This window comes from Microbulbifer sp. ABH2_005, from assembly GCF_056160005.1.
Genome location: NZ_JBSWWI010000001.1, coordinates 1,372,965 through 1,392,564 on the forward strand (window position 1 = coordinate 1,372,965; position 19,600 = coordinate 1,392,564).

Here is a 19,600-nt window from a genome sequence, read left to right on the forward strand (position 1 = left end):
AAGGCTCGGGCTTATTGGCGAGCTAAATTTAATATTGCTCTGAATTGAGGATATAACAATGCGTAATTTTGATTTTTCTCCCTTATACCGTTCTGCAATCGGCTTTGATCGTATGGCTAGTCTGTTGGATGCGATGAACTCCAGCGAGCAGAAGCAACCCTCCTATCCTCCCTATGATATAGAGCTTACCGGTGAGGACAGCTACAGAATCACAATGGCTGTGGCGGGGTTTGAGCAGTCTGAACTAGATATTCAGGTTGAGCAAAATCGCTTGAGTGTAAGTAGTAAAAAGCCTGAAGATACCTCGCAGAGAAATTTCCTGCACCGCGGTATCGCAGCGAGAAATTTTGAGCGGCGCTTCCAGCTCGCAGATCACGTTAAGGTGACCGATGCAAAGCTTGCTAATGGCTTGCTCCATATTGAGCTGGTGCGAGAAATACCCGAGGCGATGAAGCCTCGAAAAATCCAGATTAGTGAAGGTAATTTACTAAATCACGATCGGACTGAAAAAGCCGAGGCAGGAAAAAAACCTGATACGGTAGCCGCTTAAGTTGTTCCTTTCTTGTCCTCTGTGCCGCCATAGTGCGGCACAGCTCTACCATCGAGATAAGTTTCGCAGTTATTACCAATGTAATAGCTGCGATTTGGTATTTGTCCCTTCTGAGTATCATCTCACTGCAGCTGAGGAGCATGCCTTTTACGACCTTCATGAAAACTCTATGGAAGATGAAGGTTATCGTCGTTTCCTTAGCCGTTGTGCCAGCCCACTTTTAAAAATGCTTCCGCCTGCTAGTGAGGGAATGGATTTTGGTTGTGGGCCTGCTCCATTGTTGGCGAGTATTTTAGAGGGGCATGGTCATAAGGTTGAACTGTTTGATCATTTTTACTTTCCTGCAAGCCGCTCCTCCGAAAAAATCTACGATTTTATCGTGTCGACAGAGGTAATAGAGCACTTGAGCTCTCCGGGCGATGAACTGTCAAAGCTATGGGTGCAATTACGTGTTGGTGGCGTTTTGGCACTGATGACTAAGTTGGTCATTTCTCCAGAGCGATTTGCCAACTGGCACTATATCCGCGACCCAACACATATTTCCTTTTTTAGTGCTGAAACCTTCCGGTGGTTGGCGCGGAAATTAGGTGCTGAACTGATGTTTGTGGATAACGACGTGATTTTCTTAAAAAAATCAGGTGTTCACCCGGAATAGTTTGGCCCTGACAGTGGCTCGGTATTCACTTGGTGTAGTGGCTAGAAACTTTTTGAACAAGGCAGTGAAGTGGCCCATATCCTGGTAGCCGACTTTTTCAGCGATTTCATTTACTGATAGATTACTGGACTGCAGTAATTCCCGGGCCATGTCTACGCGTACATTCTGTAGATATTGCAGTGGTGTCTGTCCTGTGGCCAATTTAAAGCGCCGGTTGAAAGAGCGTACGCTCATATCGAACATTTGTGCCACTTCACTAAGTCTTACCTCAGTATTACAGTGCTCTTTCAGCCACGCTTGGGCTTGGACAATATCTTCGTCTGGATGCAGGTGAACAGCGCCTTCGGAATAGGCAATTTCCTCAAAAGGCCTGCGAATCTCATGGGAAAAATTACGTTCAACGTGACTGGCAACAGCTGCCCCATAGAGTTGCCTGATCATATGGACGGTGACATCTGCCAGGGCATTCACACTGGCCGCGCAAAAAAGCTTATCAGCCTGAGTGATAAAATACTGGCGCTTCAATTTGACCTTGGGATAGTCAGAGCTGAACTGGTCGAAATAATGCCAGTGGGTAGTGGCGGGCTTGCCATCGAGCAATCCCGCTTCGGCCAGAAAGCAGACACCTGTGCCCACTGCATTGATGGCAGCCCCGCCTTCGGCTTGGGCCCTCAGCCACTTTAAGAGCTTTCCGCTGCGTTTCAAGGCTGGTCGAGGGTTACGCCAAAGTGCCGGGATATAGATTAGATCGCTGTCTGGTGCTTCATCCAAAGGCACATCGGGTTGAAAGGTAAAGCCGCAGCGGGTTTTTACAGCTTGCCCGTCGATGCTTGCTGTCACCAAGCGCAAGGGCTCGGCCAGTCCTTCCACACGGGCACGGCTCTCGGCCCCGCGTAACATCTCTAGGGGTAGTACAGTGCCGGTAGCCAGCATTTGATCAATCAGAAGAAAGGTAACCGTTCGCATTACATACTCAGGCGCATATGCGCCATTGGCCAAAACACTCAATTTTGCTGGCCAGTATGCCCATAACTGGGCGGAATCGCCACCCCCTACACTCCCGAATATTAAATTTGTAGTGTTTAGCTTGGCTGGAGGTCAGGATGCAGCGCCTTCCCGTAATTACCGCGTTTGGTGGTTTCAACCCTGCAGGACGAAGCTCCTTTCACCGCGGCTATGCCAGAATGGTGTTCGATAAGCTTGGGCAGAGAGAGCGGGTTGATACCCTCTCCGATCTCGCCGCGCTAATGGGGTTGCGCACCGGTACCACAGGCCCGTTGGAGCCGGGACTTGAGGAGAAGGTACTCAAGGGTACCTTGGTGCGTGAGCTGGAAGCGCGTATTTACGATTACCACCGCTGTCATTATCACCAGGCGGCGAATTTGGCTAACCCCACCGGTATCTCTTTTGAGATTTCCACCCGTCAATTACCCCACCCCTTACCGGGCGACTGGCAAGTAGAAACTATTGGCAGCGGCAGAGTGCGTGTAACCACGACGAGCCTGTCTGTCATGTTGGACAGCTTTCGCGAGATTCCTGTAGGGGCGGCTGGCCAGCTTCCCACAGGCTTTGAGCCAGGTGAGCGCTACAACTCCCGCTTTCACCCACGGGGATTGCAACTGGCGGTTTTGGGTGCCTCTGATGCAGTTCTCTCTATGGGGATTGGTTGGGATGAGGTTGTTGCTGCGGCGGGCCCCGGCAATATTTCTGTCTATGCCTCTTCAGCCATGAGCCAGCTCGACCCCTATGGCAATGGGGGACTGATGCAGTCCCGCCTGCGGGGCTCACGGGTAAGCTCCAAGCAGCTGGCGCTTGGTTTAAATAGCATGCCCGCAGATTTCGTGAATGCCTATGTGCTGGGCAATGTGGGGTCTACCGGAGCGGTGACCGGAGCCTGCGCCAGTTATTTATATAATTTGCGGGCCGGGGTTGAGGATATTCGTAGCGGCCGGGCTAGGGTGGCTGTAGTTGGAGCCACTGAGGCGCCTCTTGTGCCTGAGATTGTCGATGGTTATTCCACTATGGGCGCGCTCGCCACGACTGAAAACTTGCGAAAAATCTTTTCGGGTGATGTGGATTTTCGTCGCACCAGTCGTCCATTTGGGGAAAACTGTGGTTTTACCCTGGGAGAGGGCACTCAGTGGGCGATCCTTATGGACGATACTCTTGCCATTGAGCTGGGGGCGAATATTCATGGCTCAGTTGCGGGTGTTTACATCAATGCCGATGGATATAAGAAATCGATCTCCGCTCCGGGGCCTGGAAACTATCTGACGATGGCCCGAGCGATGGCAGAGTCGAGAGCTATTGTCGGGGACGAGAGCCTGAAGAGGCGCAGCTTTGTGCAGGCCCACGGGTCAAGCACGCCGCAAAATCGAGTGACAGAGTCCGCAATTCTCGATCGCTTGGCTGGTGTTTTTGGTGTGCGGGAATGGCCTGTATGTGCAGTTAAAGCCTATGTCGGCCACACGGTGGCAGTGGCCAGTGGAGATCAGTTAATTTCCGCGCTGGGAATTTTTAACCGGGGGATATTGCCGGGTATCGTCACAATTGACAAAGTGGCCGACGACGTCCATCAGGACAACTTACAGATCTCTTGCGAGCATGTGGAAAGGGATCCCACATCTCTGGATCTCGCTTTTCTGAACTCTAAAGGTTTTGGCGGCAATAATGCGACTGCAGCAGTGCTCTCTCCTCATGTGACTCGCAACATGCTGGAAAAACGCTATGGGGAAAAAGCGATGCTCACTCACCATAGAAAAAATGAATCTGTTGTTGAGCAGGCAGTGGCTTACGACGTGAAGGCGAGCAAAGGGGAATTGCAAACTATTTATCGTTTTGGTGAGGGGCTTATAGATGAGGATCAAATAGACCTTGCTGTCGATAAAGTTGTCCTCCCCGGTTTTCCTCCGGTAGAGCTTGATGTTAATAACCCGTTTGCCGATATGACTGAATAAGTACCGGAAGCCGTTGCCGTTTTGTTTTTCTTTTGGATTGCGGGATGTGATAAAAACGCCTATTGGCTGTTAACTAAATGGAAAATTCAATGGCAGACATGGATGTTTGTGGTGAAGTCAACGAAGCCGGGGATCTTGGCGCCCGGCTGAAACTGGTGCGAAAAATTCATGGAATTTCCCAGCGGCAATTAGCGCGGCAAGCTGGTGTTACCAATGCCACCGTGTCCTTTATTGAACAGGGCAGGGTGAGTCCATCTGTGGGGTCGCTTGAAAAAATATTGAATAGCGTGCCTATGTCCTTGGCTGAGTTTTTCTCTTTGAATCTTGCCGAATCAGAGCAGATTTTCTTTCGTGCCAGTGAAATGCCGGAAATTGGTGATGGCCGGGTTCTCTGTCATCTGCTCGGTGGTGCTCAGCAGGGGCGCTCCATGTCAATTCTTCGCAAAGTATTTCCCGCTGGGCAAGATTCTGGGCCTGACCAACAGCTTCTCGATGGAGAGGTGGGGGGGATTGTGATTGCCGGAGAGCTGGAAGTTGCCGCGGGATCGGATTTCGCCTTGCTAGAGGTGGGTGATGGTTATTATTTCAGCGCGCGGCGTCCTCATCGCTTCCGCAATCCCGGGGGTACTGACTGTGTGGTTATCAGTGCTGTGACAACATCTCAACCCCATATGGCCCCCTTACCAGTGCAAGTTCAACAGGAGCTTGCAATACAGGGTGAATCGCGCCACGGGGCTGAACAGGCAGATTAATCCGCGTTAGACTGGCCCGGCCTGGCCGGTGAGATGTTACTGGTTGTTTTCTGTACTTTGGCGCTATTGGTGCCAGTCCTTTTGGAAGAAATAGTATTCAAACAATCGTTTGAATCTGGCTATACTACGGCTGACCGTAATGGGCCCAAGTGTCACCGCAGTTGCGGGCGGTCCATGGTTGCAAAAAAATTCCGACCCCGGGTCCAGGATTGCGGCCCAGAATAAAAGAGGTCAATCAATGTTATTTAGTGGCAAAGCGCTCACGGTTCAGGTGCTGGATAACGGCATCGCCGAGCTTAAATTCGACCTGCAAGGCGAATCCGTCAACAAGTTCAACCGCCAGACGGTTTCCGAATTCTCTCAGGCTCTGGATGCTATAGAGGCAGCAGACGGCATCAAAGGTGTACTGCTGACCAGTGGCAAGAGCGTCTTTATAGTCGGTGCAGATATCACCGAGTTTGGCGATGCTTTCTCTGCAGGCGCAGAGGGTGTTGCTGATCTGATGAATCAGAACAATGAAAATATCAACCGCTTGGAAGACCTGCCGGTCCCGACTGCCGTAGCCATCAATGGTTATGCTCTCGGTGGCGGTTTTGAGGTTTGCTTGGGTTGTGACTTCCGCCTGATGGGCGAAGAGGCCAAAGTTGGTCTTCCGGAAGTTAAACTGGGCCTGATTCCAGGCTGGGGCGGCACCGTTCGCCTGCCGCGTGTTGTTGGCGTTGACGTAGCTGCTGAGTGGATTGCAGCGGGTAAGGAGCAAAAGCCAGCTGCCGCGCTGGAAGCTCACGCCGTTGATGCTGTGGTTCCCACCGACAAGCTCAAAGATGCGGCTATCAAACTGCTTGAACGCGCCATCAATGGCGAGCTGGACTATAAGGCCGTTCGTGAGATCAAGAAATCTCCGATTCCTTTGAATGACACCGAAGCGCTGATGGCCTTCTTTACCACCAAGGCTTTTGTGGGCCAGCAGGCTGGTAAAAACTATCCATCTCCGGTAGCTGCGGTTGAGTCTATCGAGCAGGGTTACAAGCTGACCCGCGATGAAGCGCTGAAAATCGAGCAAGAGAAGTTTATCTTCTGCGCCCAAACCGGCACTGCCAAGTCCCTGGTAGGCCTGTTCCTGGCAGACCAGGCGATCAGCAAGGTTGCCAAGGGTTGGGAAAAGAAAGCCGACAAGCCGATCGAGCGTGCGGCAGTATTGGGTGCCGGCATTATGGGTGGTGGTATCGCCTACCAGTCCGCCTATAAAGGTACTCCGATCAAGATGAAGGATATCGATCAGAAGGGTATCGATCTTGGTCTGAATGAGGCGAACAAACTGCTGTCCAAGTTGGTTGATCGCAAGCGCCTGACCCCCGTTAAAATGGGTGAAGTGCTCAACCGCATTGAGCCTACCTTGAGCTACGATGGCTTCAAAGATATCGATGTTGTTGTGGAAGCCGTGGTTGAAAATCCCAAGGTGAAGCACGCAGTATTGAAGGAAGTGGAGACCAAGGTAAGCGAAGACACTGTAATCGCCTCTAATACCTCGACTATCTCCATTAATCACCTGGCCGAGCCGCTGTCCCGTCCGGAAAACTTCCTCGGCATGCACTTCTTTAACCCTGTGCATAAAATGCCGCTGGTTGAGGTGATTCGCGGTGAGAAAACTTCCGACACCGCTGTGGCTCGCGTTGTTGCCTACGCGAACAAGATGGGCAAAAAAGCCATTGTTGTGCGCGACTGCCCTGGGTTCCTAGTTAACCGCGTTCTTTTCCCATACTTTGCCGGCTTCTCTATGTTGGTGCGCGATGGTGCTGACTTCCAGGCCGTTGACAAGGTTATGGAACGCTGGGGTTGGCCGATGGGTCCCGCCTACCTGATGGACGTTGTAGGTATCGACACCGGCGTTCACGCAGAGAGTGTAATGGCTGAAGGCTTCCCCGATCGCATGGGCAAAACCTTCACCGCCGCTTCCGATGTTATGTATGAAGCAGGCCGCTACGGTCAGAAGAACGACAAAGGCTTCTATAACTACGAGCAAGATAAAAAAGGTCGCCCGAAGAAAGTGGCTACCGAAGAGTCCTACGAGCTGCTCAAGCCGCATGTTGCTGAGCGCCGCGAGTTCGAAAAGGATGAAATTATCGAGCGCATGATGGTGCCTATGGCAACCGAGCTGGCTCGCTGCTTGGAAGAGGGTATCGTTGATTCCCCGGCTGAAGCCGATATGGCCCTGATCTACGGCATCGGTTTCCCTCCGTTCCGCGGTGGAATCTTCGCATGGCTGGATAGCATTGGCCTGGATGAGTTCGTGAAGATTGCCGATAAGTACGCCGACCTGGGCGAGCTGTACAAGCCGACCGATCGCATGCGTGAAATGGCCGCAAGTGGCAAAACCTACTACGGCAATAAGTAAGGAGAATAGCGATGAGTTTAAATCCTAGAGATGCCGTAATCGTCGACTACGCGCGTACGGCGATGGGTCGCTCGAAGAATGGTGTATACCGCCATGTTCGTGCCGACGACATGTCTGCTGAGCTGCTGAAAAAATTCATGCAGCGCAATGACAAGCTGGATCCCGCTGAGATCGATGACTTGATCTGGGGCTGTGTAATGCAGCGCGATGAGCAGGGCTTTAACGTAGCGCGCTTTATTCTGTTGCGCGCAGGCCTGCCGCATACCATTCCGGCTCAGACCGTTAACCGTTTGTGTGGTTCCTCCATGTCTTCCCTGCACACCGCTGCAGCCAATATCCAGGCCGGTGTTGGCGATGTATATGTGGTGGGTGGTGTTGAGCACATGGGCCACCTGAACATGATGGAGCACGTCAGCCCCAACCCAATGCTGGGCCGCTATATGGCCAAGGCCGCTGGCTCCATGGGTATGACTGCTGAATACCTGGCGATGATGCACGGCATCCAGCGTCAGCAGATGGATGAGTTTGGTGCGCGTTCCCACCACCGTGCCGCAGAAGCTACCAAAGCGGGCAAGTTCAATCGCGAGATTATCGCCATTGAAGGTCACGATGATGATGGCGTACCTTTCCTGGTTGAGACGGATCAAACCATCCGTCCAGATACCACTGTGGAAGGCCTGGCTCAGCTGAGACCGGCATTTGATCCAAAGCACGGTCAAGTTACTGCAGGTACATCTTCGCAGATTACCGATGGCGCTTCCGTCATGTTAGTAATGTCTGCCGAGCGCGCTCAGGCTTTGGGTATGACCCCGATCGCTCGCGTGAAGGAAATGTCTCTGGCTGGTGTTGACCCCTCCATTATGGGTTACGGCCCGGTGCCCTCTACCAAGAAGGCGCTTAAGAATGCAGGCCTGACTATTGGTGATATCGACAAGGTTGAGCTGAATGAGGCCTTTGCCGCTCAAGCGCTGCCGGTACTGAAAGATCTCGATCTGCTCGACAAGATGGACGAGAAGGTCAATCTTTATGGCGGTGCAATTGCTTTAGGCCACCCATTTGGTTGTTCCGGTGTGCGTATCACTGGCACCTTGCTGAGCGTTATGCAAAACGAGGGTGGAAACCTGGGTGTTTCCACCATGTGTATCGGCTTGGGGCAGGGTATTACCACTATTGTGGAGCGGGTTTAACTCCTAGCTGCCACCTCAAAAAAGGCGCCCTTGTGGCGCCTTTTTTAATTTTTTCAGTAAAGTGTTGATGCCTTCAAAATGCTGTGGCACAATCTGCACCCCTTGTCGCGATGAGGTCTTTTAAGGACTGAAACCCTATATTTATCAAAGGGTTAGCGGCAAGAGAATTTCGGGGACGTGGTGAAATTGGTAGACACGCCAGATTTAGGTTCTGGTGCCGAAAGGTGTGGGAGTTCGAGTCTCCCCGTCCCCACCAAATTAAAAGCCTAGAAGTCCGTGTGACTTGCCCTGGAGGGGTGGGTGCGGGCTTCTTGTGCATTTGGCGTCAGCTCAAAGTTCTATGTGGTTTTGATGGCTGTGCCCATGAGGTTACTGGCTAAGTCCCGGTGGCCCGGTATTCGTTGGCGCTGCGGCGCGATTAAAGAGATAGTCTCACGAGGATAAACATGCAGGTTTCCATCGAAACTACTTCCGGCTTGGAGCGTCGCTTAACGGTTAATTTGCCGGCGGAAATCGTCGATAAAGAGGTGGACAAGCGTCTGCAGCAGGCGGCGAAGACTGTTCGCGTCAATGGCTTCCGCAAGGGCAAGGTGCCAATGAAGGTTGTGCGCCAGCGTTTTGGTGCCGGCGTTCGCCAGGAAGTGCTTGGCGAGGTAATGAGCCGCTCTTTCTACGACGCTGTACAGCAGGAGCAGGTTAAGCCCGCTGGTCAGCCGAGCATTGAGGCCAAGCAGACTGCGGCTGGTGAAAACCTTGAATATGTCGCTACTTTTGAAGTTTACCCTGAGGTTGAGTTGGCCGACCTGGCAGAGCTCAGTGTAGAGCGTCCGGTTGCCACTGTTACCGATGCCGATGTTGAGAATATGATCGATGTGCTGCGCAAGCAGCAGTCTTCCTGGAAGGACACCAAGCGCAAGGCGCAGAAAGGTGACCGAGTTACCATCAACTTCGTTGGCCGTAAAGATGGCGAAGAGTTTGAGGGTGGAAAAGCGGAAGGTCACCAGCTGGTTCTCGGTTCAGGCCAGATGATCCCCGGCTTTGAAGAGGGTATTCTGGGTATGAAGCCAGGTGAAGAAAAAGACCTGGACCTGACTTTCCCGGAAGACTATCAAGCTGAAGAGCTGCGTGGTGCTGCGGTAACCTTCAACATTAAGGTAACCTCCTCCGAGAAACCTGAGCTGCCTGAGCTGAATGAAGAGTTCTTCGCCGCTTACGGAGTTCAAGAGGGTGGAGAAGAGAAGTTCCGTGAGGAAGTTCGCAACAACATGGAGCGCGAGCTGAAAAATGCTGCGCTGAATAAAGTAAAAACCCAGGTAATGGACCAGCTGTTCGAGAAACACCCGGTCGAGCTGCCTTCTGCTCTGGTTGCCGGTGAGGTTCGCACTCTGCGTGGACAAATGATCCAGCAGTTTGGTGGTCAGATTAAGGCTGAAGATGCTGAGCGCATGCTGCCAGACACTATGTTCGAAGAGCAGGCTAAGCGCCGTGTAGTTCTCGGTCTCGTTGTTGGTGAGATTGTTAAAAAGAACGAGCTGTTAGTAGACGCTGACCTGGTGAAAGCTAAGGTTGAAGAGCTTGCCTCAACCTACCAGCAGCCTGAAGAGGTAGTTGAATACTACTACAACAACCGTGAGTTGCTCTCAGGAGTTGAATCTGTAGTTCTGGAAGATCAGGTTGTGGATTTTGTTCTTAAATCTGCAAAAGTCGAAGAAGTTGAAAGCACTTACGACGACGTTATCAAGCCGCAGAAGCAGAGCTAATTATCCCTGTCTCACAAGAATGCATTGGCGCCCTCTTCAGTCGGGCGTCGTTGCATCTCCTTCCTTTTTACCGGCTGGCTTTATCCCGCCTGACCGGTTAAGCTCTGAAAACCTAATTTTTCAGCACGGGCGCCAAGCGCTTGTATGCTGGCCTGCCGAACACGCCACAAAAGGAAGCAATGGTACCTATGGCACGAATTGATTATCCCCAAGCCTCAATCGAAACCCTGGCGACTGGTTTGGTACCCATGGTGGTGGAGCAAACCGCCAGGGGTGAGCGCTCTTTTGATATCTACTCTCGCCTATTAAAGGAGAGGGTTATTTTCCTGGTTGGTCCCGTTGAAGACCATATGGCCAACTTGGTAGTGGCCCAGCTGCTGTTTCTCGAAGCTGAAAACCCAGATAAAGACATTCACCTCTACATCAACTCTCCCGGTGGATCTGTGACTGCAGGTATGTCCATTTATGACACCATGCAGTTCATCAAGCCCGATGTAAGTACTATGTGCATCGGTCAGGCTTGCAGCATGGGCGCCTTTCTGCTGACTGCGGGAGCGGAAGGGAAGCGGTTTGCCACTCCCAACTCCCGGGTAATGATTCATCAGCCCAGTGGCGGCGCCCAGGGGCAGGCCAGTGACATTCATATCCATGCGCAGGAAATTCTCAAGATCCGCCATCGTCTGAATGAACTGATGGCTCACCACTCCGGCCGTCCGGTCAGTGATATTGAGAGAGATACTGAGCGCGATCATTTCTTGAGTGCCGATGAGGCGAAGGAATATGGTCTTGTGGATGATGTGCTTTCCAGACGTCAGGCCCTGGAAAAGTCATAGTTTTAACGAAATTATTTTGCTAAAGGCGTGGAATTAGAACTTCGGTTCTTTGTGAGTCTTTTCTCAGTTAGAGGGACTTGAAAAATACGCCAAAAGACAGCATCTTGCTGTAATAGCTGAATTAAAGGGCCTGGTAGGCCAGTGACCACGGAGTATTTTGATGACCGACAAAAGCAGCGGAGAAGACAGCGGCAAATTGCTGTACTGCTCTTTCTGTGGCAAAAGCCAGCAGGAAGTGCGGAAGCTGATCGCTGGGCCGTCAGTCTTTATCTGCGACGAATGTGTCGAGCTTTGCACCGATATCATTCGCGAAGAGGTCCAGGAGACTGCGGAGGGCCCTGAAGGGCGTCTACCCACGCCGCGAGAAATCACTGAGATTCTCGATCAGTATGTGATTGGTCAGGAGAGAGCCAAGCGCGTACTGGCGGTTGCGGTTTATAACCACTATAAGCGCCTGCGCAGCAAAGCCGGTGTTAAAGGGAAAGATGAAGTTGAACTGAGCAAGTCCAATATTCTCCTTGTGGGGCCTACTGGTAGCGGTAAAACCCTGCTGGCAGAAACCCTTGCTCGACTGCTCAATGTGCCCTTTACCATTGCCGATGCGACCACTCTTACAGAGGCTGGCTATGTCGGTGAGGATGTAGAAAATATCATCCAAAAGCTGCTGCAAAAATGTGACTACGATGTCGAGAAGGCTCAGCAGGGAATTGTCTACATCGACGAGATTGACAAAATTTCTCGCAAATCTGACAACCCCTCCATTACCCGGGATGTCTCTGGAGAGGGCGTACAGCAGGCACTGCTTAAGCTGATCGAAGGTACCGTGGCTTCTGTTCCGCCCCAGGGTGGCCGGAAACACCCACAGCAGGAATTTCTGCAGGTGGATACCTCCAACATCCTGTTTATCTGTGGTGGTGCCTTCGCAGGCCTGGATAAGGTAATCCGCGATCGCTCAGAGAAAGGTGGGATTGGCTTTAGTGCCGAGGTGAAATCCAAGGATGGCACCAGCAACTTTGGTGAGGTTCTGCGGGACCTTGAGCCAGAAGACCTGGTCCGCTACGGGCTTATTCCTGAGTTCGTGGGCCGCCTGCCGGTGACTGCGACACTGGAGGAGCTCGATCGAGAGGCCTTGGTGCAGATTCTCACCGAGCCGCGAAATGCTCTGACCAAGCAGTATGCAAAGCTTTTCGAAATGGAAGATGTAGAGCTGGATTTCCGTCCAGATGCCTTGGACGCAGTGGCAACCAAAGCGATGGAGCGTAAAACGGGTGCCCGTGGCCTCCGCTCTATTATGGAGTCGGTGCTACTGGAAACCATGTATGACATCCCTTCTTCAGATGATGTTGCTAAAGTCGTTATTGATGAGGCGGTCATCAAAGGAGAGTCAGCTCCTCTACTGGTCTATGAGAGCGAAAGCCAGCCACAGAAGGCTGCGCCAGAGGAATAACCTTCCTTATTGAAAAGCCCCACTTGTGGGGCTTTTTTTATAGCTGATTGTTATCTAAAAGTTTCTTTTTTTGCCTGTCTGTCATGTTTGAGCGCCAGCGGCTTGCCAGTATTCAGTTGAAGTCGGCACAAATTGGTCGCGAGATTAGACTTGTATTCCGGGCTCTCCCCCCCCATCTCTAGCAACTGAAGGGCGGTGGCCCAAATTAAGCTGTCATTATCCAACAGCAGCATGATGCCGCGCCAAATACCCAGTGATAGGGCCGAGAGGAGTTCTATGGATCAGTCATCCGACACCAAACTTGAATATCCGTTGTTGCCATTGCGCGATGTTGTTGTTTACCCCCACATGGTGATTCCGCTGTTTGTCGGCAGGGAAAAATCCATTGAGGCTCTGGAAGAGGCCATGCGCAGGGATAAGCAAGTTCTACTCGTAGCCCAGAGAAGAGCATCGGAAGATGATCCTGGCGCCGAGGACATCTATCGCGTTGGCACCATTGCGAGTGTTCTGCAACTTCTCAAACTTCCAGATGGCACTGTGAAAGTGCTAGTGGAGGGGGGGGAAAGGGTCAACATCCTTGATGTTGCCGAGCATGACAACCACTTCGAGGCTACCGTTGAGCCTATTGAGACCACTGAGTTGTCCGAGGGCGAGGCAGAAGCCTTGGTTCGCTCGGTAATGTCACAGTTTGAACAGTATGTCTCCATCAGCAAAAAGGTGCCTAACGAGGTAATTACTTCTTTGTCTGGCATTGATGAGCCTGGGCGGTTGGCAGATACCATCTCCGCACATATGTCCCTGGAGCTGGCTCAGAAGCAGGAGCTGCTGGAAACTTCCAATGTAAAAGAGCGTTTAGAGCATTTGCTGGGCCTGATGGACTCTGAGATCGACCTGATACAGGTAGAAAAGCGTATTCGCGGCCGCGTGAAGAAGCAGATGGAGAAAAGCCAGCGCGAGTACTATCTCAATGAGCAGATGAAGGCGATTCAAAAGGAGTTGGGTGAAATTACTGAAGAGCCCAATGAAATTGAAGAGCTGGAAAATAAGATTGCCGACTCGGGGATGTCCGCTGAAGCGGAGAAGAAAACCCGAGCCGAGCTTGCCAAGCTGAAGATGATGTCGCCCATGTCGGCAGAAGCCTCGGTATTGCGAAGCTACATCGACTGGATGTTGAGTCTCCCCTGGAAAAAGGCGAGCCGCGTGCGGCATGACCTGAAGAAAGCCGAGGAGATTCTCGAGAAGGAGCACTATGGCCTGGAAGAGGTGAAAGAGCGCATTCTCGAATATCTTGCTGTACAAAAACGTGTGAAAAAGGTTAAGGGGCCGATCCTGTGTTTAGTCGGGCCTCCCGGGGTTGGTAAGACCTCACTTGGGCAGTCTATCGCCCGCGCGACCAACCGCCAGTATGTGCGTATGGCTCTTGGCGGGGTGCGCGATGAAGCGGAAATTCGCGGTCACCGTCGTACTTATATTGGTTCTTTACCAGGTAAGCTGGTGCAGAAGATTTCCAAAGTCGGTGTTAAAAACCCCCTATTTTTGCTCGATGAGGTCGACAAAATGGGGATGGATCAGCGCGGCGATCCCGCTTCAGCCCTGCTTGAGGTGTTGGATCCAGAGCAAAACAAGACGTTTAATGATCACTACCTCGAAGTAGATTACGACCTTTCCGATGTGATGTTCGTGTGTACTTCAAACTCTATGAACATTCCTGGCCCCTTGCTGGACCGCATGGAAGTTATCCGTATCCCCGGTTATACCGAGGATGAAAAGCTCAACATTGCTCAGCGCTATTTGGTACCAAAGCAGCGTAAAGCGAATGGTTTGAAAGAGGATGAGTTGGAGCTTTCGGACCAGACAATTCGCGATATCGTACGTTATTACACCCGTGAAGCGGGTGTGCGGGGGCTCGACCGTGAAATTGCCAAAGTTTGCCGCAAGGTCGTCACCGAACATGTGCGCAACCCGTCTGACCAAAAGGCTGTCGTTCAGCCTGAGCAACTGGAAGAGTTGCTGGGTGTACGCAAATTCGACTTTGGTCGTGCCGAGGAAGAGAACAAAATTGGGATTGTTACGGGCCTAGCCTGGACAGAAGTTGGCGGTGAGCTACTCAACATTGAGGCCTCTGCGGTACCTGGTAAGGGTCGAATGATCAAAACCGGTTCGCTGGGCGATGTGATGCAGGAGTCTATCCAAGCGGCCCTGACGGTGGTGCGTTCGCGCTCCCAGGCTCTCGGCATCGGACCCGATTTCCATGAAACCCGGGATATTCATATTCATGTTCCGGAAGGGGCGACGCCAAAAGATGGGCCCTCTGCAGGTATCGCCATGTGCACGGCACTGGTTTCCGTGTTGACCAATATTCCGGTTCGTTCGGATGTGGCCATGACAGGAGAAATCACCCTGCGGGGAGAAGTTTTACGAATTGGGGGTCTCAAAGAGAAGTTATTGGCAGCGCATCGAGGCGGTATAAAAACTGTACTGATTCCTGCTGATAACGAGCGGGACCTGAAAGATATTCCTGACAATATTCTTCAGGATCTCGTTGTGAAACCGGTTAAATGGATCGACCAAGTGCTTGAGTTGGCGCTTGAACACAAGCCCGAGTCTCTCTCTGATGAGGAATATTCTGCCTTGCAAAAGCAGGCGGAAGAGCGCTCACAAAGATCTATCCAAACCCATTGATCACATTCGGGGTGACACTTGTCACCCCGTAACAATTTACAAGACCAAAACCTAACCACAAAGTTGATTTTTGCTGCCTGAGTTTTGTCCTGTCGGCCGGAAACCCGCATGGTTCCTTGACCCGCTACCGGGCAGTTGGTATAAAACGGGCCTTATTGGCCGGCGCTAAAATTGTCGGTGGTTAGAAAATTACGAGTAGGGATACCTTGCCTGAGGGTAAGCCCTAAACATATTTAAAAGAACAGAGGGATTAAGCGTGAATAAGTCCGAACTGATTGAAGCAATTGCCGCGTCTGCAGATATTCCTAAAGCTGCAGCTGGCCGTGCTTTGGACGCAATGGTTGACAGCATTACTGATGCGCTTAAAAAAGGCGATCAGGTTGCCTTGGTGGGCTTTGGTACTTTTGCCGTAAAAGAGCGTGCAGCCCGCACTGGCCGCAATCCGCGTACTGGCGATCCGATTGAAATCGCTGCGGCAAAAATTCCCAACTTCAAGGCCGGTAAAGCCCTGAAAGACGCCGTGAACTAAGTTTCGGTGAACTTCGAGACCTTGTAAAAGTCGAAGTGCAAAGAGGCGTGTCATTTTGGATACGCCTTTTTTGTATCTGCTAACAATTGAACAATTAGAGTGAAATTTCGGAGCTGAGCATGCTTCAGTCCATGCGCGATAACCTGAAAGGAACGGCGGCAATTATTGTTGCGGCATTCTTTGGGTTCATTATGGTCATTGGGGGAATCGATTTTTTTAGCGGAGCCAGTGGTGGTGCCGCCGATGCGGTTGCCGAGGTCAACGGTGAAAAAATCACTAATATGGATTTGCAGCGGGCCATACAAAACCGCCGCAGTATGATCATGAGCCAATACGGAGAGAATGTTCCGGCGGATATGATCAGTGATGAGCAGCTGCGCGAGCCGGTTTTGCGCCAACTCATTTCCACTGCAGTAATGCGCCAGGCTGCTCAGGAGAGTGGTATGGTGATGAGTACTGCTGCGGTCAATAAAGCGATCACCGATATCCAGGCTTTCCAGGTCGACGGCACCTTTAACACTCAGTTGTATCGTGATGCTCTACGCCGCATGGGTTACAGCACAGCCAGCTTCCCGCAAATTGTAGAGGGCGATATGTCCCTTCAGCAATATGCGGATAGTGTTACCGGCAGTGCCTTTACCACCAAAGTGGATGCTGAGCAGGTGGTTGCTGCTTCCATGGAAGAGCGGGATTTCTCCTACGTAGTGTTACCTGTACAGGAATTACTGGCTACCACAGAAGTGAGTGAGGCAGAGGTTGAGCAGTACTATCAGGAAAACCAAAGCCAATACCAGCGTCCTGAGCAAGTAGCGGTTGAGTATATTGAGCTGACCCCAAAAGTGTTTGCTTCCAATATCGATATCTCAGATGAAGATGTCCGTGCTCAATATGATCTAGAGCTTGCCAACTTTGGCTCTGACCTACGCCGCCGTGCAGCGCATATTCTGTTAGAAGAAGCGGATCAGGAAAAGCTGGACGAAATTCAGGCGAAACTCGATGCTGGTGAGGACTTTTCAGAGCTGGCCAAGAGCTACTCTGAGGATCTAGGTTCTCGTGATGAGGGTGGGGATCTCGGTTTTACTACTGGCGATGTATTCCCGCAAGCCTTCGAAGAGGCGCTTGCTTCTTTGGAAGTGGGGCAGGTTTCATCACCAGTTACTACCGATAGTGGCACTCACTTTATCAAGCTCTTAGAGGTAGAGGAGAGTGAGCCGCCGACTTTCGAGGAACGTAAGGTTGCTATCGAAAATCAATTGCGTACTGCTGCAGCGGAAAGAGAGTTTCTCGATGCGCTGAGCCGCTTGGCGGACTTGGCGTACAATGCCGAGAGTTTGTCTGGGCCGGCTGAGGAGTTGGGAGTCCCGCTGCAAACCAGTGGTCTTTTCTCCCGCTCAAACGGTAGTGGTGTACTGGCAAATGGCCAGGTGGTGGAAGCCGCTTTTTCACCTGAAGTGATGGAGGATGGCAACACTTCCGATGTGCTGAATCTCAATAACGAGCATTCCGTGGTGCTGCGAGTGACTGAGTCTAAGCCTGCTGGCACCTACCCTCTTGAGGAAGTGCGTGAACAGATTGTCGAAGTTCTGAAGCGCGATAAGGCCAGTGAACAGCTCGCCAAAAAGGCGGAAAACCTGAAAGAAAATCTGGCTTCTGGCAATGATTTTGCTGAGTTGGCTGAAGAACAGGGCTTGACCCTGGAGACCAGCGACAAGACCCGCCGAGGAGGGTTTGGAGAGCGCGCTGAGATCAATAGCAAGGCCTTCTCTCTGCCTGCGCCTGCTTCGGATTCTGAGGAGCTGGCGGTATTTAGTGTGAGTAGTGGTAATCAGGTTGTACTGGCATTGCGTGATGTGCGCCCGGGCGACCTCTCGCAACAAAGTAAGGAGCAGCGCCAGGCCTTGATGCAGCAATTGGCATCCGTGAATGGTGGTGCAGAGCTGGCTGCAATTCGTCGCTACCTATCTGACCAAGCCAAAGTGGAGCTTAGTTCTACGGAGGAGTAGAGTGAGGACAGGCAGAGTGAAATTTGGCAGTTAGCCCAATAAAAAACCCGGCAAAAGCCGGGTTTTTTATTAGTACAAAAGTATCTTCAGATCGTTGGGCTAGCTGTTGTGGGCACTATCGACGAATAGAGTCAAGCGTTGGCCGGGCTGTAGATATTTCGACTTGGGGATTTTGTTCCAGCGTAAAATATCATCGATTTTGATGCTGAACTTATTCGCAATCCGGTAGAGAGAGTCGCCACTTCTCACCCGGTATGAGAGCTTGCGAGTGGTACGGTTGCTACTGGTTGAGCTTCCGTTGTAGGCGACCAGTGTTCGGCCTGGGCGTAAGGTATCCCCGGGGGCCATGCTGTTCCAGTGAGCGAGTTCTTTCACGCTCACTTTTAACTTGCGGGAAATTGCCCAGAGACTGTCACCGGGCTGTACCGTATAGTTTGATTTCTGTCCTCGGCCTGAGGATTGGCGTTGTTTTACCCTCTGATCCACAGTGTACGCATATTGCCCTGAAGGGCCGGAAGCGCTGGGAATCAGCAAGGTTTTACCTGCGCGAATATTATTGCTCCGCAGCTTGTTGGCTTCGCGGATGGCTGTAATGGTGGTTTGGTAGCGTCGCGCGATGGTAGAGAGCGTATCCCCGCGGGCAATGGTGTAGCGCTCCCAGGTAACTCGCTGTTCTACCGGCAAGTCGCTTAGGGCTGTCTCAAAGTGCTCAAGGCTTTTAACTGGGATTAGTAAGTGGTGATCACCATTGGGGTCTGTCGCCCAACGGTTAAAGCCGGGGTTGAGCAGATATAACTCATCCAATTCGATCTGGGCGAGCTCTGCGGCCTGGGCAAGGTCTATCTGACTGCCAACATTTACACGGGCGTAGTAGGGCTCGTTGGCGACATCATGTAAAGGAATTTTGTAATGATCCGGGCGTGATACTACCTCGGCAAGTGCGAGTAGTTGTGGCACATAGCGTTTTGTTTCGCGGGGTAGCTTGATTTCCCAGAAGGAAGTCCCTCGCCCTTTACGGCGGTTGCGCTCGATTGCTCGGCGTACTGTGCCCTCTCCGGCATTGTAGGCCGCCAGAGTAAGTTCCCAGTCGCCATCAAAACGCTCGTATAAGTATTTAAAGTACTTTACGGCTGCGCGGGTGGATTCGTGTACATCTCGGCGGCCGTCATACCACCAGTTTTGCTGAAGGCCAAAAGAGCGGCCGGTTGCGGGAATAAACTGCCACATTCCAGAAGCTTGGGCATGGGAATAAGCAAAAGGATCGTAGGCGCTCTCCACGATTGGTAACAAGGCGAGCTCGAGTGGCATATTTGCCTGTTCTAACTCCTCTGCAACATGAAAAATATAACGGCGTGATCTCTCGGTAACCCGAGACATATAGCCTTCATTCCGGGAGAAATAGGCAATGTAATCCTGTACCTTAGGATCCTCAGTGCGGTGGTTGAGGCGAAATCCTCTGCGTAGGCGCTCCCAAATATCTGTAGGGGGAAGGGCTGCCTCTGCTGGTTTCTCTGAGAGGGGCGCAAGGTCGTTCGCAGGGCTGGCTTCTTGTGCCTGATGGTTTTCGCTATCGGGAGATGGGCCAGTCTCTGGTATTTGCGAGCAGGCGCCAACCGTAGCGGCTAGCAATGCCACGGCAAAATTCTTGTGAACCATGTTTGGTATCCGCGAGTAATTCTTGTAATTCCCGCTCAGCACGCGCTGGGGCGCTTATTTTTTGCTAACACTGAGCATTGGATCATAGCCTTCTGATTCTAATTAGCGGAAATAGTTTCGGTCAACGCAGATGGATAAAAAACAGACAGTTTTTTGTGTTGATAAGTTGTCAGGCCTTATTGATGGCGTTACTT

The 19,600-nt window shown here is 51.8% G+C and carries 15 protein-coding genes and 1 tRNA gene; 13 read left to right on the top strand and 3 right to left on the bottom strand.

The window, feature by feature from the left end; all coding sequences use genetic code 11:
• Positions 1-58 precede the first annotated feature (58 nt).
• Entirely contained in the window at positions 59-550 is a 492-nt protein-coding gene (locus ACXAFI_RS06085) for an Hsp20 family protein (RefSeq protein ID WP_152454098.1), read from the top strand.
• Positions 551-719: 169 nt separating this feature from the next.
• On the top strand, positions 720-1,205 hold the full coding sequence (locus ACXAFI_RS06090; protein ID WP_475108073.1) for a class I SAM-dependent methyltransferase: 486 nt from the start codon (positions 720-722) through the stop codon (positions 1,203-1,205).
• On the opposite strand, the gene ACXAFI_RS06095 is transcribed toward ACXAFI_RS06090, so the two are convergent.
• Positions 1,185-2,171 (bottom strand): GlxA family transcriptional regulator, encoded by a 987-nt coding sequence (locus tag ACXAFI_RS06095; RefSeq protein WP_444919396.1) that lies wholly within the window; start codon positions 2,169-2,171, stop codon positions 1,185-1,187. The two genes, ACXAFI_RS06090 and ACXAFI_RS06095, sit on opposite strands and share 21 nt — an antisense overlap.
• 137 nt (positions 2,172-2,308) lie before the next feature.
• On the opposite strand from ACXAFI_RS06095, the gene ACXAFI_RS06100 reads away from it, so the two are divergent.
• The 8 genes from ACXAFI_RS06100 to clpX all read left to right on the top strand — a co-directional run bounded on the left by ACXAFI_RS06100 (position 2,309) and on the right by clpX (position 12,536).
• The gene (locus tag ACXAFI_RS06100) at positions 2,309-4,162 is read left to right on the top strand and encodes a beta-ketoacyl synthase (protein WP_475108074.1); all 1,854 of its coding nucleotides are present in this window, start codon (positions 2,309-2,311) and stop codon (positions 4,160-4,162) included.
• A gap of 89 nt (positions 4,163-4,251) precedes the next feature.
• A complete protein-coding gene (locus ACXAFI_RS06105) occupies positions 4,252-4,914 on the top strand; it encodes a helix-turn-helix domain-containing protein (RefSeq protein WP_475108075.1) in 663 nt (220 codons plus the stop codon).
• A 238-nt stretch (positions 4,915-5,152) separates the two neighbouring features.
• Positions 5,153-7,309, top strand: coding sequence for a fatty acid oxidation complex subunit alpha FadB (fadB, locus tag ACXAFI_RS06110; protein ID WP_475108076.1), 2,157 nt, complete (start codon positions 5,153-5,155; stop codon positions 7,307-7,309).
• 11 nt (positions 7,310-7,320) lie between these two features.
• Complete coding sequence (gene fadA, locus ACXAFI_RS06115; protein ID WP_475108077.1) at positions 7,321-8,496, top strand: acetyl-CoA C-acyltransferase FadA; 1,176 nt, start codon at positions 7,321-7,323, stop codon at positions 8,494-8,496.
• A gap of 171 nt (positions 8,497-8,667) precedes the next feature.
• Positions 8,668-8,752 (top strand) — tRNA-Leu (locus ACXAFI_RS06120).
• A gap of 190 nt (positions 8,753-8,942) precedes the next feature.
• Positions 8,943-10,256 (top strand): trigger factor, encoded by a 1,314-nt coding sequence (tig, locus tag ACXAFI_RS06125; RefSeq protein WP_475108078.1) that lies wholly within the window; start codon positions 8,943-8,945, stop codon positions 10,254-10,256.
• A 188-nt stretch (positions 10,257-10,444) separates the two neighbouring features.
• Complete coding sequence (gene clpP / locus ACXAFI_RS06130; protein WP_444919390.1) at positions 10,445-11,089, top strand: ATP-dependent Clp endopeptidase proteolytic subunit ClpP; 645 nt, start codon at positions 10,445-10,447, stop codon at positions 11,087-11,089.
• Between the two features lie 160 nt (positions 11,090-11,249).
• The gene (gene clpX, locus ACXAFI_RS06135) at positions 11,250-12,536 is read left to right on the top strand and encodes an ATP-dependent Clp protease ATP-binding subunit ClpX (protein ID WP_152454089.1); all 1,287 of its coding nucleotides are present in this window, start codon (positions 11,250-11,252) and stop codon (positions 12,534-12,536) included.
• Positions 12,537-12,586: 50 nt separating this feature from the next.
• On the opposite strand, the gene ACXAFI_RS06140 is transcribed toward clpX, so the two are convergent.
• The gene (locus ACXAFI_RS06140) at positions 12,587-12,769 is read right to left on the bottom strand and encodes a hypothetical protein (protein WP_475108079.1); all 183 of its coding nucleotides are present in this window, start codon (positions 12,767-12,769) and stop codon (positions 12,587-12,589) included.
• A 43-nt stretch (positions 12,770-12,812) separates the two neighbouring features.
• Between ACXAFI_RS06140 and lon the strand changes: the two genes are divergently transcribed.
• From lon to ACXAFI_RS06155, 3 genes are all read left to right on the top strand, one after another.
• Positions 12,813-15,218 (top strand): endopeptidase La, encoded by a 2,406-nt coding sequence (gene lon, locus ACXAFI_RS06145; RefSeq protein ID WP_444919388.1) that lies wholly within the window; start codon positions 12,813-12,815, stop codon positions 15,216-15,218.
• Positions 15,219-15,474: 256 nt separating this feature from the next.
• Positions 15,475-15,747, top strand: coding sequence for an HU family DNA-binding protein (locus ACXAFI_RS06150; protein ID WP_010132873.1), 273 nt, complete (start codon positions 15,475-15,477; stop codon positions 15,745-15,747).
• A 119-nt stretch (positions 15,748-15,866) separates the two neighbouring features.
• Entirely contained in the window at positions 15,867-17,750 is a 1,884-nt protein-coding gene (locus ACXAFI_RS06155) for a SurA N-terminal domain-containing protein (RefSeq protein ID WP_475108080.1), read from the top strand.
• Between the two features lie 99 nt (positions 17,751-17,849).
• On the opposite strand, the gene ACXAFI_RS06160 is transcribed toward ACXAFI_RS06155, so the two are convergent.
• Positions 17,850-19,406, bottom strand: coding sequence for a LysM peptidoglycan-binding domain-containing protein (locus tag ACXAFI_RS06160; protein WP_475108081.1), 1,557 nt, complete (start codon positions 19,404-19,406; stop codon positions 17,850-17,852).
• Between the last annotated feature and the right edge of the window lie 194 nt (positions 19,407-19,600).

Coding starts and splice junctions, on each gene's coding strand:
- ACXAFI_RS06090 (WP_475108073.1), top strand. CDS start 720: ATGGAAGATGAAGGTTATCGTCGTTTCCTTAGCCGTTGTGCCAGCCCA.
- tig (WP_475108078.1), top strand. CDS start 8,943: ATGCAGGTTTCCATCGAAACTACTTCCGGCTTGGAGCGTCGCTTAACG.
- ACXAFI_RS06085 (WP_152454098.1), top strand. CDS start 59: ATGCGTAATTTTGATTTTTCTCCCTTATACCGTTCTGCAATCGGCTTT.
- ACXAFI_RS06100 (WP_475108074.1), top strand. CDS start 2,309: ATGCAGCGCCTTCCCGTAATTACCGCGTTTGGTGGTTTCAACCCTGCA.
- ACXAFI_RS06155 (WP_475108080.1), top strand. CDS start 15,867: ATGCTTCAGTCCATGCGCGATAACCTGAAAGGAACGGCGGCAATTATT.
- ACXAFI_RS06105 (WP_475108075.1), top strand. CDS start 4,252: ATGGCAGACATGGATGTTTGTGGTGAAGTCAACGAAGCCGGGGATCTT.
- lon (WP_444919388.1), top strand. CDS start 12,813: ATGGATCAGTCATCCGACACCAAACTTGAATATCCGTTGTTGCCATTG.
- ACXAFI_RS06095 (WP_444919396.1), bottom strand. CDS start 2,171: ATGCGAACGGTTACCTTTCTTCTGATTGATCAAATGCTGGCTACCGGC.
- fadA (WP_475108077.1), top strand. CDS start 7,321: ATGAGTTTAAATCCTAGAGATGCCGTAATCGTCGACTACGCGCGTACG.
- ACXAFI_RS06160 (WP_475108081.1), bottom strand. CDS start 19,406: ATGGTTCACAAGAATTTTGCCGTGGCATTGCTAGCCGCTACGGTTGGC.
- ACXAFI_RS06140 (WP_475108079.1), bottom strand. CDS start 12,769: ATGCTGCTGTTGGATAATGACAGCTTAATTTGGGCCACCGCCCTTCAG.
- fadB (WP_475108076.1), top strand. CDS start 5,153: ATGTTATTTAGTGGCAAAGCGCTCACGGTTCAGGTGCTGGATAACGGC.
- clpP (WP_444919390.1), top strand. CDS start 10,445: ATGGCACGAATTGATTATCCCCAAGCCTCAATCGAAACCCTGGCGACT.
- clpX (WP_152454089.1), top strand. CDS start 11,250: ATGACCGACAAAAGCAGCGGAGAAGACAGCGGCAAATTGCTGTACTGC.